The sequence below is a fragment of the Kitasatospora sp. NPDC090091 genome (assembly GCF_044747365.1).
In the GTDB taxonomy this organism is placed as follows: Bacteria; Actinomycetota; Actinomycetes; order Streptomycetales; family Streptomycetaceae; genus Kitasatospora.
In genome coordinates this window covers 73,201-98,308 of the sequence record NZ_JBIVDY010000022.1, presented here as the reverse complement: position 1 = coordinate 98,308, position 25,108 = coordinate 73,201, and the positions used below count along the sequence as shown (strand labels likewise).

Annotated in this window: 14 protein-coding genes; 11 read left to right on the top strand and 3 right to left on the bottom strand. The window is 73.9% G+C overall.

Annotated elements, in window-relative coordinates:
• The first annotated feature begins 19 nt into the window (after nucleotides 1–19).
• From ACIPSC_RS31090 to ACIPSC_RS31060, 7 genes are all read left to right on the top strand, one after another.
• Nucleotides 20–1,129, top strand: coding sequence for a beta-ketoacyl synthase N-terminal-like domain-containing protein (locus ACIPSC_RS31090; protein WP_400830492.1), 1,110 nt, complete (start codon nucleotides 20–22; stop codon nucleotides 1,127–1,129).
• 57 nt (nucleotides 1,130–1,186) lie between these two features.
• Nucleotides 1,187–1,459, top strand: a complete 273-nt coding sequence (locus ACIPSC_RS31085; RefSeq protein ID WP_400830488.1) for an acyl carrier protein — start codon at nucleotides 1,187–1,189, stop codon at nucleotides 1,457–1,459.
• Complete coding sequence (locus tag ACIPSC_RS31080) at nucleotides 1,456–2,406, top strand: 3-hydroxyacyl-ACP dehydratase FabZ family protein (protein ID WP_400830486.1); 951 nt, start codon at nucleotides 1,456–1,458, stop codon at nucleotides 2,404–2,406. Before ACIPSC_RS31085 ends, ACIPSC_RS31080 begins: the two co-directional genes overlap by 4 nt.
• Before the next feature lie 70 nt (nucleotides 2,407–2,476).
• Entirely contained in the window at nucleotides 2,477–3,223 is a 747-nt protein-coding gene (gene fabG, locus ACIPSC_RS31075; RefSeq protein WP_400830483.1) for a 3-oxoacyl-[acyl-carrier-protein] reductase, read from the top strand.
• A 17-nt stretch (nucleotides 3,224–3,240) separates the two neighbouring features.
• A complete protein-coding gene (locus ACIPSC_RS31070; RefSeq protein ID WP_400830481.1) occupies nucleotides 3,241–3,858 on the top strand; it encodes a 2-hydroxychromene-2-carboxylate isomerase in 618 nt (205 codons plus the stop codon).
• Nucleotides 3,859–3,950: 92 nt separating this feature from the next.
• Entirely contained in the window at nucleotides 3,951–5,984 is a 2,034-nt protein-coding gene (locus tag ACIPSC_RS31065) for an ABC1 kinase family protein (protein WP_400830543.1), read from the top strand.
• A gap of 146 nt (nucleotides 5,985–6,130) precedes the next feature.
• A complete protein-coding gene (locus ACIPSC_RS31060; protein WP_313762817.1) occupies nucleotides 6,131–6,385 on the top strand; it encodes a LysR family transcriptional regulator in 255 nt (84 codons plus the stop codon).
• A 69-nt stretch (nucleotides 6,386–6,454) separates the two neighbouring features.
• Here ACIPSC_RS31060 and hppD read toward each other — a convergent pair whose 3' ends face one another.
• Nucleotides 6,455–7,519 carry a 4-hydroxyphenylpyruvate dioxygenase gene (gene hppD / locus ACIPSC_RS31055; RefSeq protein ID WP_400830476.1) on the bottom strand — a complete coding sequence of 355 codons (1,065 nt, stop codon included), beginning with the start codon at nucleotides 7,517–7,519 and terminating at the stop codon, nucleotides 6,455–6,457.
• A gap of 264 nt (nucleotides 7,520–7,783) precedes the next feature.
• On the opposite strand from hppD, the gene ACIPSC_RS31050 reads away from it, so the two are divergent.
• From ACIPSC_RS31050 to ACIPSC_RS31040, 3 genes are all read left to right on the top strand, one after another.
• Nucleotides 7,784–9,010, top strand: a complete 1,227-nt coding sequence (locus tag ACIPSC_RS31050) for a cytochrome P450 (protein WP_400830474.1) — start codon at nucleotides 7,784–7,786, stop codon at nucleotides 9,008–9,010.
• A 114-nt stretch (nucleotides 9,011–9,124) separates the two neighbouring features.
• Entirely contained in the window at nucleotides 9,125–10,123 is a 999-nt protein-coding gene (locus tag ACIPSC_RS31045; RefSeq protein WP_400830471.1) for an ATP-binding cassette domain-containing protein, read from the top strand.
• Entirely contained in the window at nucleotides 10,120–10,917 is a 798-nt protein-coding gene (locus ACIPSC_RS31040) for an ABC transporter permease (protein ID WP_400830468.1), read from the top strand. Before ACIPSC_RS31045 ends, ACIPSC_RS31040 begins: the two co-directional genes overlap by 4 nt.
• 220 nt (nucleotides 10,918–11,137) lie before the next feature.
• Here the strand turns inward: ACIPSC_RS31040 and ACIPSC_RS31035 are convergent, their stop codons facing one another.
• Nucleotides 11,138–12,202, bottom strand: coding sequence for a MupA/Atu3671 family FMN-dependent luciferase-like monooxygenase (locus tag ACIPSC_RS31035; protein WP_400830466.1), 1,065 nt, complete (start codon nucleotides 12,200–12,202; stop codon nucleotides 11,138–11,140).
• 141 nt (nucleotides 12,203–12,343) lie between these two features.
• A complete protein-coding gene (locus ACIPSC_RS31030) occupies nucleotides 12,344–13,573 on the bottom strand; it encodes a cytochrome P450 (protein WP_400830463.1) in 1,230 nt (409 codons plus the stop codon).
• Nucleotides 13,574–13,867: 294 nt separating this feature from the next.
• On the opposite strand from ACIPSC_RS31030, the gene ACIPSC_RS31025 reads away from it, so the two are divergent.
• On the top strand, nucleotides 13,868–24,868 hold the full coding sequence (locus tag ACIPSC_RS31025) for an amino acid adenylation domain-containing protein (RefSeq protein ID WP_400830461.1): 11,001 nt from the start codon (nucleotides 13,868–13,870) through the stop codon (nucleotides 24,866–24,868).
• Nucleotides 24,869–25,108 lie beyond the last annotated feature (240 nt).

The window sequence follows — 25,108 nt, the reverse complement described above, 5'->3', positions numbered from 1 at the left end:
GGAGAGCAACGGAGCAGACATGAGTACGACCTCGACCCCTGTGAATCGCATGGTCATCACGGCCTGGTCGGCGGTTTCGCCGTTCGGCACCGGCCGGGAGGCGTTCGCCGAGGGGCTGCGGGAACGCCGGTCGGCCGAGGCGCCGCTGGCCCGCGAGCCCTGGCAGGCGCCCGCCGAAACGGCCTGCCTGGTACCGGACTTCGACATCCGCGCGGTGCTCGGCAAGAAGGGCACCCGGTCGATGGACCGGGCCACCGGCCTCGCCGTCGCCACCGTGGGCCGGCTGCTCGACGACGCGCCGCGCAACCGGGAGGTGGCCACCGGCGAGGGCGCCGCACTCGTGCTCGGCACCACCACCGGCAGCGTGCAGAGCCAGATGGACTTCACCCGGGACTCCTTCACCGGCGAGAAGCCCTACTTCGTCGACCCGGCGCGGTTCCCGAACGCCGTGATGAACTGCGCCGCCGGCCAGAGCGCCATCTGGCACCAGCTCAAGGGCCCCAACACGACCATCGCCGGCGGCCACGCGGCCGGCCTCTACGCCCTCAACTACGCGCGCCGGCTGCTCAACTTCGGCCGCGCCCGGACCGTCCTCTGCGGCGCGGTCGAGGAGTTCTCGCACGCCCGCTCCTGGCTTGAGCAGCACTCCCACGACCCGGGCACCGACGGCACCGCCCAGCCGGCCGGCGAGGGCTGCGGCCTGCTGCTGATCGAGCGCGCGGACCCGGACGACCCGGACCAGCCGGTGCTGGCGGAGGTCCTGGCCGTCGCCATGGGCATTGCGCTCGGCGGCGACGTCCGCACCGCCCTGGGCTCCTGCGTGGAGCGTGCGCTGCGCCGCGCCGAGGTCCAGCCCGAGGAGCTGTGGGCCGTCTCCACCAGCGAGGCGCCGGGGCCGCTCGGCGAGCAGGAGCGGGCCGTGATCGAGGCCGCCACGGCCGGCGGGAACCCCCGCCACCTGACCCAGACCGCGCTGCTCGGCGACACCGTGGCCGCCTCGGCCGCCTTCCAGGTGGCCGGCGTCCTGGTGCACGCCGAGGACGACCCGACGGCCGCGGGCCGGGTGGCCCTGGTCACCTCGGTGGACCGCGACGGAGCCGTCGGCTGCGCCCTGATCCGTCTCCGCTGACCGCGGCGCCCGGCCCACCCCCCCGAACAGAACCGATCCGACGGAAGGACACCCGCCATGACGACGACCCAGGAGACCGCGGCCGCCGCCGTGCTGGACAAGGAGGACCTGCGCCGCACCGTCGCGCACGCCCTCGACGTGGACGTGGCCGAACTGGCCGACGACACCGGCTTCATCGCCGACCTCGGCGTCGACTCCCTGCTGGCCCTGGAGGTGGTGGTCGTGCTGGAGAAGAAGTACGGCATCCGGCTGGAGGAGAGCCAGTTCCCCAGGATCACCTCGCTGGCCGGCACCTACGAGGTGCTCAGCGAGAAGCTCCGGTCGGCATGAGCCGGCCGGGTCCGATCAGCCCGGTCGTCGCGGCGGTCGAGGTGGTCCGGCCCCCGGCGGCCGGTGCCGAGGGCCGGACGTCCGCCGCGACGGCGGTCGCCGTCACGGCGGACGAGCCGGTCCTGCCCGGCCACTACCCGGGGTTCCCGATCTTCCCCGGGGTCTGCGTGATCGAGTCGGTCCGCCTCAGCGCCCTGGCGGCCCCGCCGCCCGGCGCCGGGGCCCTGGCCCTGGCCGGGGTGGAGACGGCGCGGTTCCTCAGCCCCGTCTTCCCCGGCGACGAGCTGGCCGTGGAGCTGGAGTGGCGCGAGGGTGCGGACGGCTGGCGGTGCACGGCCGAGGTGGCCACCGGCCGCGGGGCCGCGGCCCGGACCAGGCTCCGCTTCACCGGAGCCCGGCCGCAGGCCGCCGGAGCGCAGGCCAGGGAGCCGTCCACCGCCGCGCCGTCCACCGCCGCGCCGTCCACCGCCGGCCAGCCGGAGATCCGCCGGGCGCTGCCCCACCGGTTCCCGATGCTGCTGGTGGACCGGGTGCTCGACGTCCTCCCGGGCGAGCGCATCGCCGCCCTGAAGGCCGTGAGCTGCAACGAGCCCTGGTACCGCGGCGTCCCCGACGGCGCCGGGGACTGGGCCTACCCGCAGGTCCTGCTGATGGAGTCCTGGTGCCAGGCGGCCGGCCTGCTGGCCACCTGGGACGACCCCAACCCGGACGTGCTCACCGGGCGGGTCATGCTGTTCGGCGCCGTCACCGGCCTCACGTACCACCGGCAGGTCCTGCCCGGGGACGTCCTGGAGCACCGGGCGTCCATCACCCGCACGCTGGGCGACACTCTGATCATCGCCGGCGAGAGCCTGGTGGACGGCGAACCCGTCCTCACCGTGGAGAGCGCCGTGCTGGCCTTCCGGCCCGCCGAGGAGCTGCGGCCGGCCGCCGCCGCCACGGCCTGACGCGGGGCATCCGAACCGCCGGCCGACCGGCCGGACGGAGCACACACCGAAGCACTCTTGGGGGAGACCCATGGCTGACAACGAATCCCGGGTGGCGCTGGTCACCGGCGGCTCGCGCGGCATCGGCCGCGCCACCGTGCTGCGACTGGCCCAGGACGGCTTCGACGTCGCCTTCTGCTACCAGTCCAACGAGCAGGCCGCGCTCGAACTGGAGAAGGAGGTCCAGGAGTTCGGCGTGCGGGTGCTCAGCCGCCGGACCGACGTGCGCGAGCTCGCCTCGGTGCGCGCCCTGGTCGAGGAGACCGAGAGCCGCCTCGGCCCGATCGACGCGGCCGTGACCGCGGCCGGCATCACCCGTGACAACCCGCTCGTCCTGATGAAGGACGAGGAGTGGCACGACGTGCTCGACACCAACCTCGACGGCGTCTACAACACCTGCCGCTCGGTCGCCTTTGGCATGATGAAGCGCAAGGGCGGGTCGATCGTCAACATCTCCTCGGTGGCGGGCGTCTACGGCAACGCCACCCAGAGCAACTACTCGGCCTCCAAGGCCGGCATCATCGGCTTCTCCCGGGCGCTGGCCAAGGAGGTCGGCCGCTACGGCATCCGCGCCAACGTGGTGGCCCCCGGCTTCATCGACACCGACATGACCTCCGTGCTCAGCGGCAAGGTCAAGGACAAGGCCCTGGAGTCGGTGCCGCTCGGCCGCCTGGGCACCGCCGAGGAGGTCGCCGACCTGGTCGCCTACCTCGTCTCGCCGCGGGCGGGCTACATCACCGGCGCCGTCCTGCAGATCGACGGCGGCATCACCATCTAGATTCCCTGGAGCCAGAGTTGGCGGTCGAGCCGGCACGCTGGTACTTCTCCCTGCGCAGCCCCTACTCGTGGCTCGCCTACCGGGAGCTGACCGAGAACGCCCCCGACGTGGCGGAACGGATCGAGTGGCGCCCCTACTGGGAGCCGGGCGCGGCGAGCGCCCGGCTCCTGGCCGGGACGGACATCCGGCTGCCCTACGTCCCGATGTCGAAGGAGAAGCACCTCTACATCCTGCAGGACGTCAAGCGCCTCGCCGCCGAGCGCGGCCTCGCGGTCGCCTGGCCGGTGGACACCGAGCCCGACTGGGACGTCTCCCACCTCGGCTACCTGGTGGCCGAGGACGCCGGCCTGGGCCGCGAGTTCATCGGCCTGGCCTACCGGGCCCGCTTCGAGTGCGGCCTGGACCTCTCCGAGAGGGCCGTGGTCGCCGCGATCGGCGCGGAGCTCGGCCTCGACCCGGACACCGTCGGCAACGCCGCCGACGACCGGGCGGTGCTCGACCGCGGCGTCGAGGCGCTGCGCACGATCGGCCGGGACGGCGTCTTCGGCGTGCCGTTCTTCATCCACGACCCGGACCGCTACTGGGGCTCGGACCGCCTGGCCGGCTTCCTCGCGGGGGTCCGCGCGGCGGCGTGACGGCCGGCCGGGCGAGCAGACGGCGGGATGCGGCATGAAGCTGACAAGCCCATGCCGGTCCCGGTCGCCCGCGGTCTAACGTGACTCCGGTGATGGCCCTGACGGTGGTACTGGTAGCGGCGGCATCCCTGGCCGTCCTCGTCCTCGGTGTGTCGGCGATCTCCCGGCGGTTGCTCGGGATCCGGGTGGGGCCGCTGCGCGCCCTCGCCGCCGGGTTGGTCGCGCTCGGCATCATGGTGAGCCTCGAACCGCTCTCCCGGGAGCACGGCAGCATCGGGGCGGTGTTCGGCGTCAAGTTCGCGCTCGCCGTGCTCGCCGCGATGGTGACCCTGGTACTCACCGAGGTCTTCCTGCCGTACGGCAGTTGGACCCTGCCGCTGCAGCTGTGGCGCGCGGTCGGCAGCCGGCTCAGCCGCACCCGCCGCTACTCGCAGATCAGCCGGATCTTCATCCGGCACGGTCTCGGCCGGCTGTTCAGCGGCCGGGGCCGGCTGGAACGCGCCCTCCAGCCGGGCGAGTTCGGTGAGCGCTCGGCCGCCTCGCTGCGGCTGGCGCTGCAGGAGTGCGGCGGGGCGTTCATCAAGCTGGGACAGGTGCTGTCCACCCGGCGCGACCTCCTGCCCCCGCACTTCATCGACGAGTTGAGCCGGCTGCAGAGCGCCGTCCCGGCCGCGCCCTGGCCGGAGGTCGAGGCGGTGCTCGCAGCCGAGCTGGGCCGGCCGGTCGCGGACGTCTTCGAGTGGATCGAGCACCTGCCGATGGCGGCCGCGTCCATCGCGCAGGTGCATCGGGCGAAGCTGCGGGACGGGCCCACGGTGGTGGTCAAGGTGCAGCGGCCCGGGGTCGGCGCGATGGTCGAGCGCGACCTCGGGATCGTCGTCGCCGTGACCCGGAGCCTCCAGGAGCGGGCCCGGTTCGCGCCGGCGCTCGGGCTGAAGGACCTCGGCGAGGGCTTCGCCCGGTCGGTGCGCGAGGAGCTGGACTTCCGGATCGAGGCCCGCAACGCGACCGCCGTGGCGGCGTCCTGCGGCGGGCTGGAGCCGGACGCCCCGGTGCGCATCCCGGGCATCCACTACGAGTACTCCTCGGCCCGGGTGCTGGTCCAGGAGCAGTTGGACGGCGTCACCCTGGACAAGGCCGGCCCGGTCGCCGACGCGAAGGGCCTGGACCGCCGGGCGCTCGCCCGAACCACCTTCACCGCGGTCATCCACCAGATCCTGCGTGCCGGCGTGTTCCACGCCGACCCCCACCCCGGCAACATCCTGCTGCTGGAGGACGGGCGGATCGGCCTGCTGGACTTCGGTTCGGTGGGCCGGCTGGACCCGGCGACCCAGCTCGCCATCGGCGAGCTGCTGCTCGCCGTCAACCGCGGGGATCCGTCGGCCATGCACGACGCACTGCTCGCCCTGCTCGGCACCCGGGCCACCAACAGCGAGGACCTGATACCCGACACGCTCGTGCTGGAGCGCGAGCTGGCCCAGTTCATGGCGCACCACCTGGGCGTCACGGCCCGGCCGGACACCGACATGTTCGCCGCGCTGTTCCAGATCCTGGCCCGCTTCGGCCTCTCGGTGCCGCCGCAGGTGGCCGCCGCCTTCCGGGCCCTGGCCACCCTGGAGGGCACGCTGGGCGCCCTCTCGGCGGACTTCAACCTGCTGGACGAGGGGCGGGCGATCGCCGGGGAGCTGGTCGCCGACCAGCTGAGGTTCCGCAACCACGGGGGACCGCCCAGGGAGGAGGGGCTGGGCGCCGAGCTCTCGTCGATGGCGCGCGGCGCCGTCCAGGAGATGCTGTCCGTCCTGCCGATGCTGCGCCGGCTGCCGAGGCGGGCCGACCGGATCAGTGCCTCGCTGGAGGAGGGCCGGCTCGCGGTGCGGGTCCGGGTGTTCGCGGACGAGCGCGAGCGGCGGTTCGTCTCGGGGCTCATCCACCAGATGACGGTCACCCTGCTGGCGGCCTGCACCGGACTGATGGGCGTGCTGCTGATGGTGTTCGGCACCGGCCGCGGGCCGCACGTGACCGCCCACCTGGAGCTGTTCCCGCTGCTCGGCTACCAGTCGATCGCGGTCAGCGGCATCCTCATGCTCCGGGCGCTCTACACGGCCATCCGCCGGCCCTCGCCCTGAAGCCGGGCGCGGCCGGGCGGGGCTTGCAGCTTCCTGTAACGGCCATTGCCCCGCTGATTCGAATGAGCTGTCATGGAGTCGAAATCAACGGGATCAGCTGCTTCGGCGCAGGAGTTCGGCCGGTCGCCGAAAAGACAGGGGAAACAATGCACGAGCGGGAGTTTCGCGCCTTCGTATCGGTCGCCGAGATCGGCCGCATGGACCACGCGGCAAAGGAGCTGGGATATTCCCAGCCGGCCATCAGCTACCAGATCAAGTGCCTGGAGCAGATGCTCGGGACCAAACTCTTCACCCGCGATTCCACCGGGGCCCACCTCACCCGGGAGGGCCGCATGATCCTGCCGTCGGCGAAGGCGGTGCTGACCCTGATCGACAGTATGAAAGGGGTCTGCGCGGTGTGAGCGCGACGGGCTCGGGACCGGCTGTGCGGAACCGGTCCGGAGCCCGCCGCGCCCGCTCGGACGGAGGCCTCAGGCGGCCTGCTCGCGGGCGCGCTCGACGGCCTCGTAGAGCGCGCGGATGTTGGAGCTGCCGAAGCCCTGGGCGCCGTGCCGCTGGATGAGCTCGAAGAAGAGCGTCCGGCGCTCGAACGGCGAGCGGGAGAACAGCTGGAGCAGGAAGCCCCACTCGTCGCGGTCGGCCAGCACGTTGGTCTTGCGCAGGTCGGGGATGGTCTCGTCGAGGTCGGCGATCCGCTCGGCCAGGGCGTCGTAGTAGGTTCCCGGGGTCTGCAGGAACTCGATGCCGCGGGACTCGAAGTCCAGCACCGCCGGCACGATCTCGTCGACCAGGAAGGCCAGGTGCTGCACGCCCGCACCGCCGTTGCGATGCAGGAACTCGTCGATCTGGCCGGGCTTCTTGGCCGGGTCCGGCTCCAGGATGGTGAAGGTGATGCCGGTGGAGGGGCTGCGGACCACGATCGAGTCCATCGCCTGGTCGCCGACCGCGACGTACTCGCTGTAGAAGCGCTCGAAGCCGAACCCGTCGAGGTAGTAGTCGACGGTGTCGTGCAGCGTCCCGGCCTCCAGGCAGACCGCGATGTGGTCGAGCAGGCGCAGCTCGGCGGGCCCGTCGGCGTCGTCCGCGTCCGCAGCCGCGGCCGCCTCCGCCGGGGCGGGCGTCCAGGCCCGGCCGGCCGGCAGCCGGTGCTCCGCGCCGGGGGCGCGGTGCACCAGGGTGTGCCGGACGGCCCCGAAGCCGGAGACCACGGGCGCGGCCGCTCCCGGGGCGGTGAGGCTGCGTCCGCCGGCCGCGACCGCGCCGGCCAGCACGGCCTCCGGGTCGGTGCAGGAGAAGGCGATGTCGGCGATGCCGTCGCCGTGCACCGCGAGGTGCTCCGCGGTGGCGGGGCCGGAGCTGACCACGAGCCGGATGCCGCTGCGGCGGAGCAGGACCGAGCGGAGGTCGTCGGTCCGGGACGTCGCCTGCTCGTGGAATCCCCACTTGGACACGAAGTAATCGGTGGTCCGGTGCCAGTCGTTGGTGTAGATCTCGATGTACTCGACGTCATGCGCGGTCACGTTCTTGTTCCCCATCCGACGATTCCTCGGCCGGGCACAGCGGTTTGCCGCCGATGCGGTCCCGGCCACTGCCAACCATGGAACGGAGGATGCCCCGGAGCGCGGCCGCGGCGATACTCCGGGTCAAATAGTTGAAAACAGACGCGGTCGTCCCGCGGGGCACATGGAAATTCTTGATGTGCGGATCTGCGGGACCGCCCGGTGCTGATATCAACGGGGGCGATGACATCGTCACGTCCGTGCATCGCGGGGACGGACCGACCGGGAGGAACCGACGGCATGTCCGAGGAGACGGCGCAGGAGCTGGAGCAGCTCGGCGAGGAGTTCGTCCGAGACCCGTACCCCGTGTACGCGCGGCTGCGCGAGCGCGGCCCGGTCGCCCATGTCGCGCTCGCCGGCACGCCGATGTGGCTGGTCCTCGGCCACGAGGAGGCGCGCGCCGCGCTGACCGACGCGCGGCTGGTGAAGGACCCGGACCGGGCCACCCGGGTCGCCGCCGCCCGGGCCGGCGTCGAGGCCCCCGAGGAGCCGGCAGAGAAGACGCTCGGGCAGCGGATGCTCGTGGAGCACATGCTGAACACGGACCCGCCGCACCACACCCGGTTGCGCAAGCTGGTCGCCAAGGCCTTCACGGTCCGTCAGATCCAGGCGCTGCGGCCGCGGATCGAGCGGACGGTCGCCCGGCTGCTGGACGACCTCGCCGACCAGGGCGAGGTGGACGTGCTCAAGGCCTTCGCGTTCCCGCTGCCGCTCACGGTGATCTCCGAGATGATCGGCGTCCCCGAGGCCGACCAGGCGGAGTTCGGCGGCTGGTCGAACGCGCTGACCGTCGCGGTGCAGCCGGAGGAGATGCACCGGATCGCCGAGGAGATGGCGGCGTACCTCACCGGCCTGATCGCCCGGAAGCGGGCCGAGCCGGCCGACGACCTGATCACCGGCCTGATCCAGGCCCGGGACGAGGAGGACCGGCTCACCGAGCACGAGCTGGTGTCGATGGTCTTCCAGCTGCTGGTGGCCGGCTACGAGACGACGGCCCACCTCATCGGCAACGGCCTGCTGGCCCTGCTCCGCCACCCCGAGCAACTGGCCGCCCTGCGGGCCGACCGCTCCCTGTTGGCCGGCGCGGTCGAGGAGTTCAGCCGGTACGACAACTCGCTGCACCTGTCGACGCTCTCGGTCACCGCGGAGCCGGTCGAGGTGGGCGGGGCGGTGATCCCGGCCGACGAGTTCGTCCTGGTGGCGCTCGGCGCGGCCAACCGCGACCCGGGGCGCTTCGCCGACCCGGACCGCTTCGACATCCGCCGCCGGCCGGGCGGGCACCTGGCGTTCGGCCACGGCATCCACCACTGCATGGGCGCGCCGCTGTCCCGGATGCAGACCGAGCTCGCGGTCGGCGCGCTGCTCGACCGGTTCGACCGGATCGAGCTGGCCGTGGCGCCGGAGGAGCTGCGCTACGAGATGAACCTGACCCGCGGGCTGGAGTCGCTGCCGCTGCGGCTCGGCTGATCCGCGGCAGGTCGAAACCGAAGGAACAGGAAGCCGGTCGGAGCCCGTCCCCCGCGGGCCCCGCCGGCCCGGCGCTGACCGGACGGGTCCGCCGCCGCCGTGATGAGGAGTCAGATGGATATCGCAATCTCCGTAGCGGGCCTACGGAAGCGCTACGGCGACACCGAGGTGCTCAAGGGCGTCGACCTCTCCGTGGAGGCGGGTACGGTCTTCGGCCTGCTCGGCCCGAACGGGGCCGGCAAGACGACCATCGTGCGGACCTTGGCGACCCTGCTCAAGCCGGACGGCGGCACCGCCACCGTCGCGGGCTACGACGTGGTGCGCCAGGCCGACGAGGTGCGCCGCAACATCGGCCTGACCGGCCAGTACGCAGCGCTGGACGCGGAGTTGACCGGCCGGGAGAACCTGGTGCTGATCGGCACGCTGCTGCACCTGGGCCGCCGGAAGGCGCGCGCCCGGGCGGTCGAGGTGCTGGAGATGTTCGGCCTCACCCACGCCGCCGACCGGCCGGTGCGGACCTACTCGGGCGGCATGCGCCGCCGGCTGGACCTCGGTGCGAGCCTGATCGCCAGCCCGCCGGTGATCTTCCTGGACGAGCCGACCACCGGGCTGGACCCGGCCAGCCGGATCGCGCTCTGGGAGCTGGTGCGCAAGCAGGTGGCCGAGGGCGTCACCGTGCTGCTGACCACGCAGTACCTGGAGGAGGCGGACCAGCTGGCCGGCCGCATCGCGGTGATCAACAAGGGCGAGCTGGCCGCGGAGGGCGCTCCGGAGGAGCTGAAGCGCCGGGTCGGCGGGGAGCGGCTGGAGATCACGGTGCGCTCGCCCGGGATGGCCCAGGCCGCCCAGGGGGCCCTGGCCAGGATCTCCTCGGCGGACTGTGCGCCGCCGGTGATCGACCCGGACGGCCTGCGGGTGTCGGTGGCCCTGGAGACCGGCATTGCCGGCGTCTCGGCGGCGGCGACGGAGCTGCAGCACGCCTCGGTCGAGGTGGTCGACTTCCTGGTCCGCAGGCCCTCGTTGGACGACGTGTTCCTGGAGCTGACCGGGAACGCTCCGGAGCCGGTCGAGAAGACCACCCGGGGCAAGAAGCTGGAGGCCTCGCACCGATGAAGTCCTACATCCTGGGCGATTCCATCGCCCTGTTCGGCCGGCACATGACGCACCTGCGGCGGACGCCGCAGAAGATCCTGCACGTCACCCTGATGCCGATCATGTTCGTGATCCTCTTCGGGTACCTCTTCGGCAGCTCGATGTCGGTCCCCGACGGCGACTACCACGAGTACATCATGGCGGGCATCTTCATCCAGATCATGCTCGCGAGCGTCGTCACCACCGGCGTCGGCGTGGCGGAGGACCTCAAGAACGGCCTGGTGGACCGGTTCCGCTCGATGCCGATGGCGCAGGTGTCGGTACTGCTCGGCCGGACCATCGCCGACGTGCTGCTGAACGCGACCTCCTGCATCGCGATGGCCTCGGTGGGCCTGCTGATCGGCTGGCGCACCCACACCAACGTGTTCAAGCTGCTGGAGGGCTTCCTCCTGATCTTCCTGCTCGGCTTCGTGATGACCTGGCTGGGCTCGCTGATCGGCCTGATCGTGCGCGAGCCGCAGGGCGTCAACGCGGTGGCGATGTTCGTCACCATGCCGTCCTCGTTCCTCTCGGCGACCTTCTATCCGCTCGACAACCTGCCGGGCTGGCTGCAGACCATCGCCCAGTGGAACCCGATGACGACGATGGCCACCGGCCTGCGCGAGTTGTGGGGGAACCCGACCGCCAACGGAACCGACCTGGCGTTCCCGCTGCGGTACCCGGTGGCGTCCTCGCTGATCATGCTGGGCCTGCTCCTGGTGGTGCTGATCCCGCTGACCACCCGGGCCTACGACCGCGCCGCACGGAAGGGCTGACCGCGCCGGCGAGCGGGTGCAGACGCGCGAACACGGCGGCCGGTGCCGGGCGGACATCTCCTGTCCCCCCGGCACCGGCCCTTCGGCGTGCCGCACCCGGTGCGGCGCGGTGCCGCAGACGCCGCGACCCGGCGGGCGCGGGGCCCGCCGGGTCGCGGTTCGAACAGTCGGGCTCGCGGCGGAGACCACCGCGGGGCGGTCCGCCGGAGGGCGGCCGCGGTCAGCGGCCCTCGTGGGCCCGCCAGGCGTCGTGCAGCCGGGCGAGGTGCTCGAAGCCGGCGACCACCTGGTCGGTCGCCACCCCGAAGTCGACCAGGCAGGCGACCTCGTCGACCCCGGCGTCGGCCAGCTGCTTCAGCATCACCATGCACTCGTCGACGGTGCCGAACATGCCGTTGGTCTCGAAGTACCGGTCGAACGCCTGGGCCACCAGGAAGCGGCGGTCCTCCTCGTCCATGCTGCGCAGCTCGCGCGACATCGCGGCCCCGTCGGCGCCGGCCGCCTCGGCCGCCTTCACCAGGAGGTCGAAGGAGCTGGCCAGGTAGCGGGAGAACGGCTCCCGGACGGTCTCCCGGACGGTCTCGCGGTCGGTGCCGACGAAGGTGTGCAGCATCAGCGCCACGTGCCCGTTGCCGTCCCGGTGCTCACGGTGGGCGGCCCGGTACTCGGCGATCCGCCGGGCGAGCACCTCCACCTCCTGGCCGAGCAGGTGGGTGAGGACGCCCATCCCGTGCCGGCCGGCCAGTTCGAAGGTCGCCGGGGTGCCGCCGGTGGTCAGCCAGACCGGCAGTTCGGGCTGGACCGGCGGCGGGAACATCGTCAGGGCGACCGGCTCGCCGGCACCGTCGACGAGTTCGACCGCCTCGCGGCGCCAGAGCCGGCGGATGGTGTCGACGGTGTCGATCAGCGCGCTCTTGCGGGTCTCGTAGTTCTCCGGGCGCAGCGCGAAGTCGGCGGCGTGCCAGCCGGAGGCGAACGCCACGCCGGCCCGGCCGTTGGAGAGGTTGTCGACGACCGACCACTCCTCGGCGACCCGCATCGGGTGGTGCAGGGGCGCCACCACACTGCCTGCTCGTACGGCCACGTGCTCGGTGACGGCGGCCACCGCGGCGCCGGTCACCGACGGGTTGGGGTAGAGGCCCCCGAAGGGGTGGAAGTGCCGCTCCGGGGTCCACACGGCGGTGAAGCCGTTCCGGTCGGCGAAGCGCGCGCCGTCGAGCAGCAGCCGGTAGCGGTCCCGCTCCTCGGCGTCGTTGTTGGCGAAGTAGAAGAGACTGAAGTCCATCGGGTCTCCGGATTCTGGAAAGGGGAGGCGGGGCGGGCGCACCGGAGGCCGGGGCACCGCAGACCGGGTGCACCGCAGGCCGGGGGCGGGCACGGAGGGCCCGGAACCCCGCCACGGCGGGTTCCGGGCCCAGCGGCGGGCTCATGCGCCCGGGGTGAACACCACCGGCAGGTCGATCATCGGGCGGACCATCAGGCCCGGCCGGTAGCGGACCTCCGACGGGTGGACGGCCAGCTTCACGCCGGGGAAGCGCTCGTACACCCGCTGGACGGCGATCTCGGTGAGCGCCTTGGACATGTGGCTGCCGAGGCAGTAGTGGATGCCGTGGCCGAAGCTGACGTGGGCCGGCCGGGCCCGGGTGACGTCCAGCCGGTCCGGGTGGTCGGGGAAGGCCTCGGGGTCGCGGTTGGCCGCGGCGAGCGAGATGATGATGATCTCGTCCGCCGGGATCGCCACCCCGCACAGCTCCACCGGCTCCAGGGTCACCCGCTGCAGGGAGTTGATCAACGGGCTGGTGTAGCGCAGCAGTTCTTCCACCGCGGCGGGCAGCAGGGCCGGGTCCTCGGTGATCAGCCGGGCCTGGTCGGTGTGGGTGAGCAGGGCCGCGAACGCGCCGTTCAGCAGGCTGGTGGTGGTGTCGTTGCCACCGGTCATCAGGGCGAACGCGGTGGACAGCGCCTCCTTGGCGTCCAGCCGCTTGTCCTCGTCCGCGTGGACGAGGGCGGAGAGCAGGTCGTCCTGCGGGCTCTCCTGCTTGTGCGCGATGAGCTCCTTCAGGTAGTCCGACAACTGCCGGGTGTGCTCGGCGATGATGCCGGTCGGGTCGGAGGCGTCCACCCGGCGCAGCGTGTTGGTCCACACCAGGAACCGGGGCCAGTCGGCGTCCGGCACGCCCATGAGCTGCGCGATGGTGATGATCGGCAGCGGCTCGTTGAGGCCGGAGACGAGGTCCCGGTTGCCGGTGCGCACCATCTCGTCGAGCAGGTCGTCGACCACCTTCACCCAGCCCGTCCGCAGGTCGCGCACCCGCTTCGGGGTGAAGGCGAAGGTCAGCGCCTTGCGCAGCGGCGTGTGCCGGGGCGGGTCGGAGTTGGCGAGGTGGTTGCTGATCTCGTCGGCCGGTTTGATCTCCTGGCCGAGCTGCCGGCCCAGGGCCTGGTACAGCTTGCCGATGTCCCGGCCGAGCCGCGGGTCCGAGAGCGCGGCACGGACGTCCTCGTACCGGCTCACCACCCAGGCCCGCACACCGTCCGGGGTCTCGACCTTGCACACCGGCTGCTCCTTGCGCAGCTCGGCGAGGAAGGGATATGGGTCCTGCGTGTACTCGTCGCTGAACATCCAGTAGCGGCTCAGCAGTCCGGAGCCCGTCACCGTGCTCCCCTTTCACCATGTGCCGACAGCGGGCCCGCGCACGCTCGTCGGCGCGCACGGGATCCCGAGGCAACCACGGGCCGCGCGGCCCGGGCAGCACCAGTGCGAAGACTTCGATACGCCGTCCGGCCCGGTGCCCCGCGCCCGGCCGGGCCGCAGAACGAAGATTTTGCAGCGCCGTTGTCCGGCTCTCCGCGCCGGAACAAGACTGACCGCTCGCGGCCGGTGGCGGGCCCGAATGCCCCGCCGGCACGCCCTGGTTCGGTTCCGGAATGACGAGTGGAGAGTTCCTCAATGACGCGTGCAGCCATCGACGATGTCCTCCCGCTGTCGCCGCTGCAGGAGGGGATGCTGTTCCATGTCCTCTACGGGGAACAGGATCTCGACGTCTACGTCGCGCAACTCGTCGTCGACCTCGACGGGGTGCTGGACGCAGGAGCGATGCGCGAGGCGGTCGCCGCGCTGCTGCGCCGGCACGCCAACCTGCGCGCCAGCTTCCGCTACGAGAAGCTGAGCCGCCCGGTACAGGTGATCCCGCGCGAAGTGGCCGTCCCCTGGCGGGAGTTCGACCTCAGCGCGCTGGACGGTCCGGCGCAGGAGCGGGAGTTGGAGCGACTCGCCGCCGAGGACGCCGCCCACCGCTTCGACCTGACCGCCGGCCCGCTGCTGCGCTTCACGCTGATCCGCCGGGGCGATCGGCTCACCCGGCTGATGTTCAACTCCCACCACATCCTGCTCGACGGCTGGTCCACCGCCCAGCTGATGCACGAGCTGTTCGAGATCTACGAGCGCGGCGGCGACGCGTCCGCGCTGCCGCCCGTCACCCCGTACCGCGACTACCTGGGCTGGCTGGCCGGGCGCGACCGCGCGGCCGCCGAGGCCGCCTGGCGCGAGCAGCTCGGGGACGTCGAGGAGCCGACGCTGCTCGCCCCCGACGACCCCGGCGCGTCCACCGTGCCGGGCAACCTGCTGGTCACCATGCCCGAGGAGCTGACCGCGCGGGTCCGGGAGACCGCACGGCGCAGCGAACTGACGCTCAACAGCGTGGTCCAGGGCTGCTGGGGCCTGCTGCTGGCCCGGCTGACCGGCCGCGACGACGTGGTGTTCGGCACCACCGTGTCCGGCCGGCCGGCCGAGCTGCCCGGCATGGAGACCATGGTCGGCCTGTTCATCAACACGGTGCCGCTGCGCCTGCGGGTGCGCCCCGAGCAGAGCCTGCTGGCCACCCTGGCCGAGGTGCAGCGCCAGGTCGGCGGGATGATGCCGCACCACCACCTCAGCCTGCCGGACGTCCAGCGGGCCGCCGGGCTGTCCACGCTCTTCGACACCCTCACCGTCACCGAGAACTACCCGCTGGGCGGCGAGGACCTGCGGGAGCTGCCCGGGGACCTCCTGCTGGCCGGCGCCGTCGGAACCGACGCCAACCACTACCCGCTGAGCATCGCGGCGATGCCCGGCGACGCGTTGCGGCTGAGCTTCGGCTACCGCCCGGAGCTCTTCGGCCGGTCGGACATCGAGGCGATCGGCGAGCAGTTCCGGCTGCTGCTGGCGGCCTTCGCCGACGATCCCGCCCAGCTGGTCGGCCGGCTGCCGATGGCCACCCCCGCCGAGCGCGAGCGGTTGCTCGCGCTCGGCCGGCCCGCCCGGCCGCTGCCCGCCGGCGACCCGATCCCCGCGCTCTTCGCCGAGCAGGTCCGCCGCCACCCGGAGGCCGCCGCGCTCGCCCACGAGGGCACCGAGCTCTCCTACGCCGAGCTGGACCGCCGGGCCAACCGGCTGGCCCGCACGCTGATCGAGCGCGGCGCGGGCCCCGAGCGGGTGGTCGCGCTGGCCCTGCCCCGCTCGCCGGAGCTGGTCGTCGCCATGCTGGCGGTCCTCAAGGCCGGCGCCGCGTACCTGCCGGTGGACATCGGCTACCCCGCCGAGCGGATCGCCTACCTGCTGACCGACTCCGACCCGGCCCTGGTGCTGACCGACTGGGACACGGCCGCCGTGGTGCCCGCCGACTGCCGGGCGCCGCGGCTGCTGCTGGACGACCCGGCCGTCCGGCGCGAGGTCGCGGACCGGCCGGACACCGACGTCGAGGACGCCGAGCGCACGGCCGCGCTGCGCCCCGCCCACCCCGCGTACGTCATCTACACCTCCGGCTCGACCGGGCGCCCCAAGGGCGTCGTGGTCAGCCACACCGGCCTGGCCGGCCTGGTCGCCACCCACGTCGAGCGCTTCGACGTCGGCCCGGGGAGCCGGGTCCTGCAGTTCGCCTCGCCCAGCTTCGACGCCGCGGTCTGGGAGACCTACATGGGTCTGCTGACCGGGGCGACGCTGGTGATCGCCCCGGCGGAGCGGCTGCAGCCCGGCGCCGCCCTGGTGGAGCTGGCCGCCGAGCAGCGCGTCACGCACGCGACCATCCCGCCCGCCGCGCTCGCGGTGCTCGACCAGGGCGACCTGCCGACCGTGCGGCTGCTGGTGGTCGCGGGCGAGGCCTCCTCGCCCGAGCTGGTCGAGGCGTGGTCCGTCGGCCGGCGCATGATCAACGCCTACGGCCCGACCGAGACCACGGTCTGCGCCTCGATGAGCGAGCCGCTCTCCGGCGCGGTGGCGCCGCCGATCGGCACCGCGATCGCCACCGCCGAACTCCGGGTCCTGGACGGCGCGCTGCGGCCGGTGCCGGTCGGCGTCACCGGCGAGCTGTACGTCTCCGGCCCCAGCGTCGCCCGCGGCTACCTGAACCGGCCCGGGCTGAGCGCCGAGCGTTTCGTCGCGGACCCCTTCGCCGGCGACGGGAGGCGGATGTACCGCACCGGGGACCTCGTGCGCTGGGCGGCCGACGGTGACCGCGCCGTCCTGGAGTTCGCCGGCCGCGCCGACGACCAGGTGAAGATCCGCGGCTTCCGGATCGAGCTCGGCGAGATCGAGTCCGCGCTCGCGGCGCACGAGCAGGTCGACCGCGCCGTGGTCGTCGTGCGCGAGCCCGCCCCCGGTGACAAGCGGCTGGTCGCCTACCTCGTACCGGCCGCCGGGGCGGAGGTGCCCCGGCCCGCCGTGCTGCGCGAGTTCGCGGGCGCCGCGCTGCCCGAGTACATGGTCCCCTCGGCCTTCGTCGCCCTGGACGAGCTCCCGCTCACCCCCAACGGCAAGCTCGACCGCAAGGCCCTGCCCGAGCCGGACGGCGCCGCCGAGCCCGCGGGGCGCGCCCCGCGCACCCCGCAGGAGGAGATCCTCTGCGCGCTCTTCGCCGAGCTCCTCGGCGTGGCCGCGGTCGGCGTCGACGACGCCTTCTTCGACCTCGGCGGCCACTCGCTGCTGGCCACCCGGCTGGTCACCCGGATCCGCGCCGTCTTCGGCGTCGACCTGTCGCTGCGCGCGGTGTTCGAGACCCCGACCCCGGCGGCGATCGCCGCCCAACTGGGCCGCGCCGCCGACGGCCGGCCCGCCCTGACGGCCGGTGAGCGCCCCGCCCGGGTGCCGCTCTCCTTCGCCCAGCGCCGGCTCTGGTTCCTGGACCGCTTCGAGGGCGCACGCTCGATCTACAACGTGCCGCTCACCGCCCGGCTGACCGGCGCCGTGGACCTGGACGCGCTCCGGCAGGCCTTCCAGGACGTCCTGGGCCGGCACGAGAGCCTGCGCACGGTCTTCCCCGACACCGCCGGCGACCCGTACCAGCACGTGCTCGCCCCCGAGGAGGCCGTGCTCGACCTGGCCGTCGTCGACCTCGCCGGCGCGCCGGACGAGCAGGTGGACGCGGCGGTGGCCGAGGAGTCCGCGGTCGGCTTCCGCCTCGCCGAGGAACTCCCGCTGCGGGTCCGGCTCTTCCGCACCGGGCCGGACACCGCCGTGCTGCTCGTGGTGCTCCACCACATCGCCGGCGACGCGTGGTCGCTCGGCGTCTTCGGCCACGACCTCTCGGCCGCCTACGCGGCCCGGCTCGGCGGCGTCGCCCCGCAGTGGGAGCCGCTGCCGGTGCAGTACGCCGACTACACGCTCTGGCAGCAGCGCGCGCTGGGCGAGGAGAGCGACGAGAACAGCGCCGTCGCCCGGCAGCTGGCCCACTGGTCGGCCGCCCTGGCGGGAATCCCCGACGAGCTCAACCTGCCGGTGGACCGCCCCCGTCCCGCGGTGGCGAGCTACGCCGGCGACACCGTCCGCTTCCAGCTCGGCGAGGAGCTGCACCGCAAGCTGCAGGCCCTCGCCCGCACCTCCCAGGCCAGCCTCTTCATGGTGCTCCAGGCCGGCCTGGCCGTCCTGCTCAACCGCTCCGGCGCCGGCGACGACCTGCCGATCGGCACCCCGATCGCCGGGCGCAACGACGACGCCGTCGACGGGCTGGTCGGCTTCTTCCTCAACACGCTGGTGCTGCGCACCGACACCTCCGGCAACCCGTCCTTCCGCGACCTCGTGCAGCGGGTGCGGGAGACCGACCTGGCCGCCTACGCCAACCAGGACGTGCCGTTCGAGCGGCTGGTCGAGGAGCTCAACCCCGGGCGCTCGCTCGCCCGGCACCCGCTGTTCCAGGTGATGTTCACGCTGCAGAACGGCGGGCCGGCCGAACTCGCCCTGTCCGGCCTGCGGGTGGCGCCGTACGACCACGCCGCCGGCTCGGCCAAGTTCGACCTGTTCGTCGGGCTGATCGAGCAGCGCGCCGCCGACGGCGCCGGGGACGGCCTCGCCGGCTGGATCGAGTACAGCACCGACCTGTTCGACCGGGAGACCGCCCAGGCGCTCGCCGACCGCTTCGTCCGGGTGCTGGCGGCCGTGGCCGACGACCCGAAGCTGCCGATCGGCGCGCTCGACGTCCTCGACCCGATCGAGCGCCACCGCCTGCTGAACCGGGACAACGCGACCGGGCACGACGTCGACGCCGCCTCGCTGCCCGAGCTGTTCGAACGCCAGGTTCAGGCCCGGCCGGCCGCCCCGGCCGTGGTCCACGGCAGCACCGAGCTCTCCTACGCGGAGCTCAACGCGCGGGCCAACCGGCTGGCCCGGCTGCTGGCCGACCGGGGGATCGGCCCCGAGTCCACCGTCGCCGTCGCCCTGCCCCGGTCGGTGGACCTGCTGGTCGCCGTCGTCGCCGTGCTCAAGGCCGGCGCGGCCTACCTGCCGGTCGACCCGGCCTACCCGGCCGACCGGATCGACTTCATGCTCGCCGACGCCGCCCCCGCCGCGGTGCTGACCCGCGGCGGCGTCCTGACCGGGCGGCCGGCAGCGCCCGTGCTCGACCTGGCCGAGCCGGCGACCGCCGAGGCCCTGGCCGCCGCCGCGGACACCGACCTGGCGGACGCCGGGCGGACGGCGCCGCTGCGCCCGGACCACCCGGTCTACGTCATCTACACCTCCGGCTCCACCGGCCGCCCCAAGGGCGTGGTGATGCCCGCCGGCGCGATGGCCAACCTGACCGCCTGGCACCACGCCGAGGTCGGCGGGGCCGCCGGGGACCGGGTCGCCCAGTTCACCGCGATCAGCTTCGACGTCTCCGCACAGGAGATCCTCGCCACCCTGCTCACCGGCAAGACCCTGGTCGTCCCCGACGAGGACGTGCGGCGCGACGCGGCCGCCCTCGCCCGCTGGCTGGACGAGCAGCGGATCAACGAGCTCTACGCCCCGAACCTGGTGGTGGACGCCGTCGTGGAGGCCGCCCTGGAGGGCGGGACCGCCCTCGCGGAGCTGCGCACCGTCGCCCAGGCCGGCGAGGCACTGGTGCTCACCCCGCGGCTGCGCGCGTTCTGCGCGGACCGGCCGCGGCTGCGGCTGCACAACCACTACGGCCCGACCGAGACCCACGTGGTCACCGCCACCACCCTGGCCGCCGACCCCGATCAGTGGCCCGCCACCGCACCGATCGGCCGGCCGGTCTGGAACGACCGGGTCTACCTGCTCGACGAGCGGCTGTCGCCGGTGCCGGAGGGCGTGGTCGGCGAGCTGTACCTGGCCGGCGCGGGCCTGGCCCGCGGCTACCTGAACCGCCCGGGGCTGACCGCCGAGCGCTTCGTCGCCGACCCGTTCGGCCCGGTGGGCTCGCGCCTGTACCGGACCGGCGACCTGGTCCGCCGGACCAGGGACGGGCGGCTGGAGTACGTGGGCCGGATCGACCACCAGGTCAAGGTCCGCGGCTTCCGGATCGAGCTGGGCGAGATCGAGTCGGCCCTGCTCGCCCACCCCGGCGTCGCCTCGGCGGCCGTGCTCGCCAGGACGGACCGCCCCGGGGTGCAGCAGTTGGTCGCCTACGTCGTCCCGGCCGGGCCGGCGGCCCCGGACGCGGCCGGACTGCGCCGGCACGTCGGCGCGGCGCTGCCCGACTACATGGTGCCCTCTGCGGTCGTCCTGCTGGACGCACTGCCGCTGACGCCGAACGGCAAGCTCGACCGCCGGGCGCTGCCCGCCCCCGCGCCGGACGCCGCCGCCCGGCGGGCCCCGGCCACGCCGCAGGAGGCGGCGCTGTGCGGGCTGTTCGCCGAGGTGCTCGGCCTGCCCGAGGTGGGCGTCGACGACAGCTTCTTCGACCTCGGCGGCCACTCGCTGCTGGCCACCCGGCTGGTCAGCCGGATCCGCACCGCCCTGGCGGTCGAGCTGAGCGTCCGCGACCTCTTCGAGTCGCCGACGGCGGCCGGCCTGGCCGCCGCGGCGGGAGCCGCCGAGCGGGCCCGGCGCGCGGTGACCGTGCGCGAACGGCCGGAGGAGGTGCCGCTCTCCTTCGCCCAGCGCCGGCAGTGGTTCCTCGAACGGCTGGTCGGGCGCAGCTCCGTCTACAACCTCCCGGTCGCCGTCCGGCTGGCCGGGCCGCTGGACCGCGGTGCGATGGCGGCGGCCTTCGCCGACCTGGTCGCCCGGCACGAGAGCCTGCGGACGGTCTTCCCCGAGGTCGAGGGCCGCCCCCGCCAGGTGGTGCTCGACCTGGTCCCCGCACTGCCGGTGGTCGAGGTGGCCGAGGACGGGCTGGAGGCGGCGCTCACCGCGGCCGCCGGGGAGGGCTTCGACCTCGGCACCGAGATCCCGGTCCGGGGCACGCTCTTCGCCCTCGGCGAGGAGGACCACGTGCTGCTCGTGGTGGTGCACCACATCGCGGGCGACGGCTGGTCGATGGCGCCGCTCAGCCGGGACCTCTCGGCCGCCTACGCGGCCCGCCGCGAGGGCCGCGCACCCGTGTTCACGCCGCTGCCGGTGCAGTACACGGACTACACGCTCTGGCAGCACGACGTGCTGGGCCGCGAGGACGACCCGGACAGCGTGATCACCCGGCAGGCGGCGTTCTGGCGCGAGGCGCTGGACGGCGCGCCCAAGGAGCTGGTGCTGCCGGTGGACCGACGCCGTCCGCCGGTGCCCAGCAACCGGGGCGAGGTGGTCGACTTCCGGCTCGACGCCGCCGTCCACCGCGGCCTGGCCGACCTCGCCCGGGCGAACCGCGCCAGCCTCTTCATGACGGTCCAGACCGGTCTGGCCACGCTGCTCTCGGGCCTCGGCGCGGGCACCGACATCCCGATCGGCACCGCCGTGGCGGGGCGCACCGACCACGCGCTGGAGGAGCTGGTCGGCTACTTCGTCAACACCCTGGTGCTGCGGACCGACGTCTCCGGCTCGCCGAGCTTCCGTGAACTGCTGGACCGGGTGCGGGCGACCGACCTCGCCGCGTACGCGCACCAGGACCTGCCGTTCGAGCGGCTGGTCGAACTGCTCAACCCGGAGCGCTCGCTCGCCCACAACCCGCTGTTCCAGGTCGCGCTCAACCTGTTGAACAGCGCCCGGCCCGCGCTCGACCTGCCCGGACTGACCGCCACCGCCCCGTCGTTCGGCATCAACGCGGCCCGGGTCGACCTGACCTTCGACCTCGCCGAGGACCACGACGCCGACGGCGCCCCGGCGGGCATCGGCGGGCGGGTCCTCTACAACACCGACCTCTTCGACCGGGAGAGCGTCGAGCGGCTGGTCGAGCGGTTCGCCGCCGTGCTGGCGGCGGCCGTCGCCGACCCCGATCAGCCGGTCGACCGGATCGACCTGCTGCTCCCCGGCGAGCGCGCGCGGCTGCTGGAGGAGTGGAACGACTCGGCCCGGGCGGTGCCCGCAGCCACCGTGCCGGAGCTGTTCGCCCGCTGGGTGCAGCAGACCCCGGACGCCCCGGCGCTGCGGTTCGAGGGCCGTGAGCTCTCCTACGCCGAGCTGGACGCCCGGGCGGCCCGGCTGGCGGCCCGGCTGGCCGCGCGCGGCATCGGCACCGAGGCGATCGTGGCCGTGGCGCTGCCCCGCTCGCCCGAGCTGGTGGTGGCCCTGCTCGCGGTGATGCGCGCGGGGGCCGCCTACCTGCCGGTCGACCCGGAGTACCCGGCCGAGCGGATCGCCTACCTGCTCCAGGACAGCAGCCCGGCCCTGCTGCTGACGGCCGGCGAGGTCGCGGACCGGCTGCCCGACGCGGACGTGCCCCGACTGCTGCTCGACACTGGCTCGGACACCGGGGCGGACCTCGGCGCGCGCGCCGGTGTGGACGCGGCCGCCCGGCCGGCCCTGGACCACCCGGCGTACGTCATCTACACCTCCGGCTCCACCGGCCGGCCGAAGGGCGTCGTGGTCACCCACCGCGGGGTCGCCAGCCTGCTGGCGAGCCAGCTGGAGCGGTGCGCGGTCGCACCGGGCAGCCGGGTGCTGCAGTTCGCCTCGCCCAGCTTCGACGCCGCGTTCTGGGACCTCTCGATGGCCCTGCTCTCCGGCGCCACCCTGGTGCTCGCCCCGGCCGAGCGGCTGGCCCCCGGTCCCGGCCTGGTCGAGCTGCTGGCCCGGGAGCGGATCACGCACGCGCTGATCCCGCCGGTCGCCGTGGCCGCGCTGCCCGACGACGGCATCCCGGCCGGCATGACGCTGGTGGTGGGCGGCGAGGCGACCTCGCCCGAGCTGGTGGCGCGGTTCGCTCCCGGGCGGCGGATGGTCAACGCCTACGGTCCGACCGAGAGCACCGTCGCCGCGACGCTGAGCGCCCCGCTGACCGCCGACGGCGCCGTGCCGCCGATCGGCCGGCCGGTCGCCAACACCCGGGTGTACGTGCTGGACGCCGCGCTGCGGCCGGTGCCGGCGGGCGTGGTCGGCGAGCTGTACATCGGCGGCGCGGGCCTGGCCCGCGGCTATCTGAACCGCCCGGGGCTGACCGCCGAGCGCTTCGTCGCCGAGCCCTTCGGCCCGGCCGGCTCCCGGCTCTACCGCACCGGTGACCTCGCCCACCTTGGCCCGGACGGCGACGTCCACTACGACGGCCGCGCCGACGCCCAGGTGAAGATCCGCGGCTTCCGGATCGAGCTGGGCGAGATCGAGGCCGGCCTGCTGGCCCTGCCCGAGGTCGCCCAGGCCGTGGTGCGGGTCCGCGAGGACCGGCCTGGCCGCCGGCAGCTGGTGGCCTACGTGGTCGCGGCGGCCGGGGCCGAGGCCGAGCCCGGAGCGCTGCGCAAGCACCTCGGCCAGTCGCTGCCCGACCACATGGTGCCGGCGGCCTTCGTGGCGCTCCCGGCGCTGCCGCTCACCGCGAACAGCAAGCTCGACGAACGGGCCCTGCCCGCACCCGAGTTCGGCGAGGCGGCAAAGGGCCCCGAGCCGCGCACCGAGGCGGAGCGGATCCTGGCCGGGCTGTTCGCCGAGGTCCTCGGGCTCGCCGAGGTCGGGCTGGAGGACAACTTCTTCCACATCGGCGGTGACAGCATCGTCTCGATCCAGCTCGTCACCAAGGCGCACCGGGCCGGTCTGGTGCTGACGCCGCGCGACGTGTTCCGGCACCAGACGGTGGCCGCCCTCGCGGCGGTCGCCGGCACGGCGGCGGCCGCACCGGTGGCGCAGGACGACGGCGTCGGCGAGCTGCCGGCCACGCCGATCATGCACTGGCTGCGCGACCGGGGCGGGCCGATCGACCGGTTCCACCAGTCGATGGTGCTCCAGACCCCGGCCGGCCTGGACGAGCGGCGGCTCGCCGACACGCTCCAGGCGCTGCTGGACCACCACGACGCCCTCCGCGCCCGGCTGCGGCGGGCCGGGCCGCAGTGGACGCTGGAGGTGCCGCCCGCCGGCGAGGTCCACGCGGCCGGGCTGATCCGCCGGGTCGACATCGCCGGGCTGGACGAGGCCGCCCGCCTGGCCGCCCTGACCGAGCACGGGGACGCGGCGCTGGGCCGGCTCGCCCCGGACGACGGCGTGCTGCTCCAGTTCGTCTGGTTCGACGCCGGGCCCGGGGAGCGCGGCCGGCTGCTCTTTGCGGCGCACCATCTCGTGGTCGACGGCGTGTCCTGGCGGATCCTGCTCCCCGACCTCGCCCAGGCCTGGGCGGCCGTGAGCGCCGGACGGGAGCCGGAGCTCCAGCCAGTCGGCACCTCGCTGCGGCACTGGGCGAGGGCGCTCGGAGCGGAGGCGGCCCGGCCTGAGCGGATCGCCGAGCTGTCCGGCTGGCGGCACCGGCTCGCCGGGGCGCCCGCCCCGCTGGCCGAGCTGACCGTGGACCCGGCCCGGGACCTCACCGCGACCGTCCGGACGATCAGCCGCTCGGTGCCCGTGGACGTCACCTCGGCCCTGCTCACCCGGCTGCCGGCGATGTTCAACGCGAGCGTCAACGACGTGCTGCTGACCGGGCTGGCGCTCGCCGTCGCCGACTGGCGCCGCCGGCGGTTCGGCGGCGCCACCCAGGGGCTCCTGGTGGCGCTGGAGGGCCACGGCCGGGAGGAGATCGTCGAGCACGCGGAACTCTCCCGCACGGTCGGCTGGTTCACCAGCATGTACCCGGTGGTGCTCGACCCGGGCCGGGTCGACTGGACTGAGGTCGGGACCGGGGGAGCGGCCCTGGGCGACATCCTCGCCCGGGTCAAGGAGCAGCTGCGGGCGATCCCCGACCACGGGATCGGCTACGGCCTGCTTCGCCACCTCAACCCGGACACCGCGCCGTCGCTGCGCGGCCTGGCCGAGCCGCAGATCGGCTTCAACTACCTGGGCCGCTTCGACACCACGGCCGCGCCCGAGGCCGCCGACTGGGCACTGGCCCCCGAGGCCGGCGCGATCGGCGGCGAGGACCCGGGGATGCCGGTCGCCCACGCGCTGGAGGTGACAGCCGCCACCCAGGACCGGGCGGAGGGCCCGGAACTGTCGGTGGTCTGGCAGTGGCCGGCGGCGCTGCTCGACCGGGCGGTGGTGGAGGAGCTCGCCGACGCCTGGGCGCGCATGCTGCAGGCGCTGGCCCGGCACGCCGAGAGCCCCCAGGCGGTCCGCCACACCCCGTCCGACATGGATCTGATCGACGTCAGCCAGGACGAACTGGACGACCTCCTCGCCGAGTTGGACGACTGATGACCGCCACCGCCCGATAGTCGCCGGAGCCGGGACGAGACCCCCGCACGGGCCCGTCCCGGCTCCGGCCCACGCGCCGGTGGCGGGCCATATCCGAGTTGTTGATGCACGTCCGGCGCGGCGGAGTTTCGCCGGTACGGTCGAGATCCACGTCGCAGTTCCTCAATTCCCGTTCACCGACGCGGAATCATCCGTCCGCCGAAGCGGACCACACATTCTCCGAACCACGAAGACGCCAGG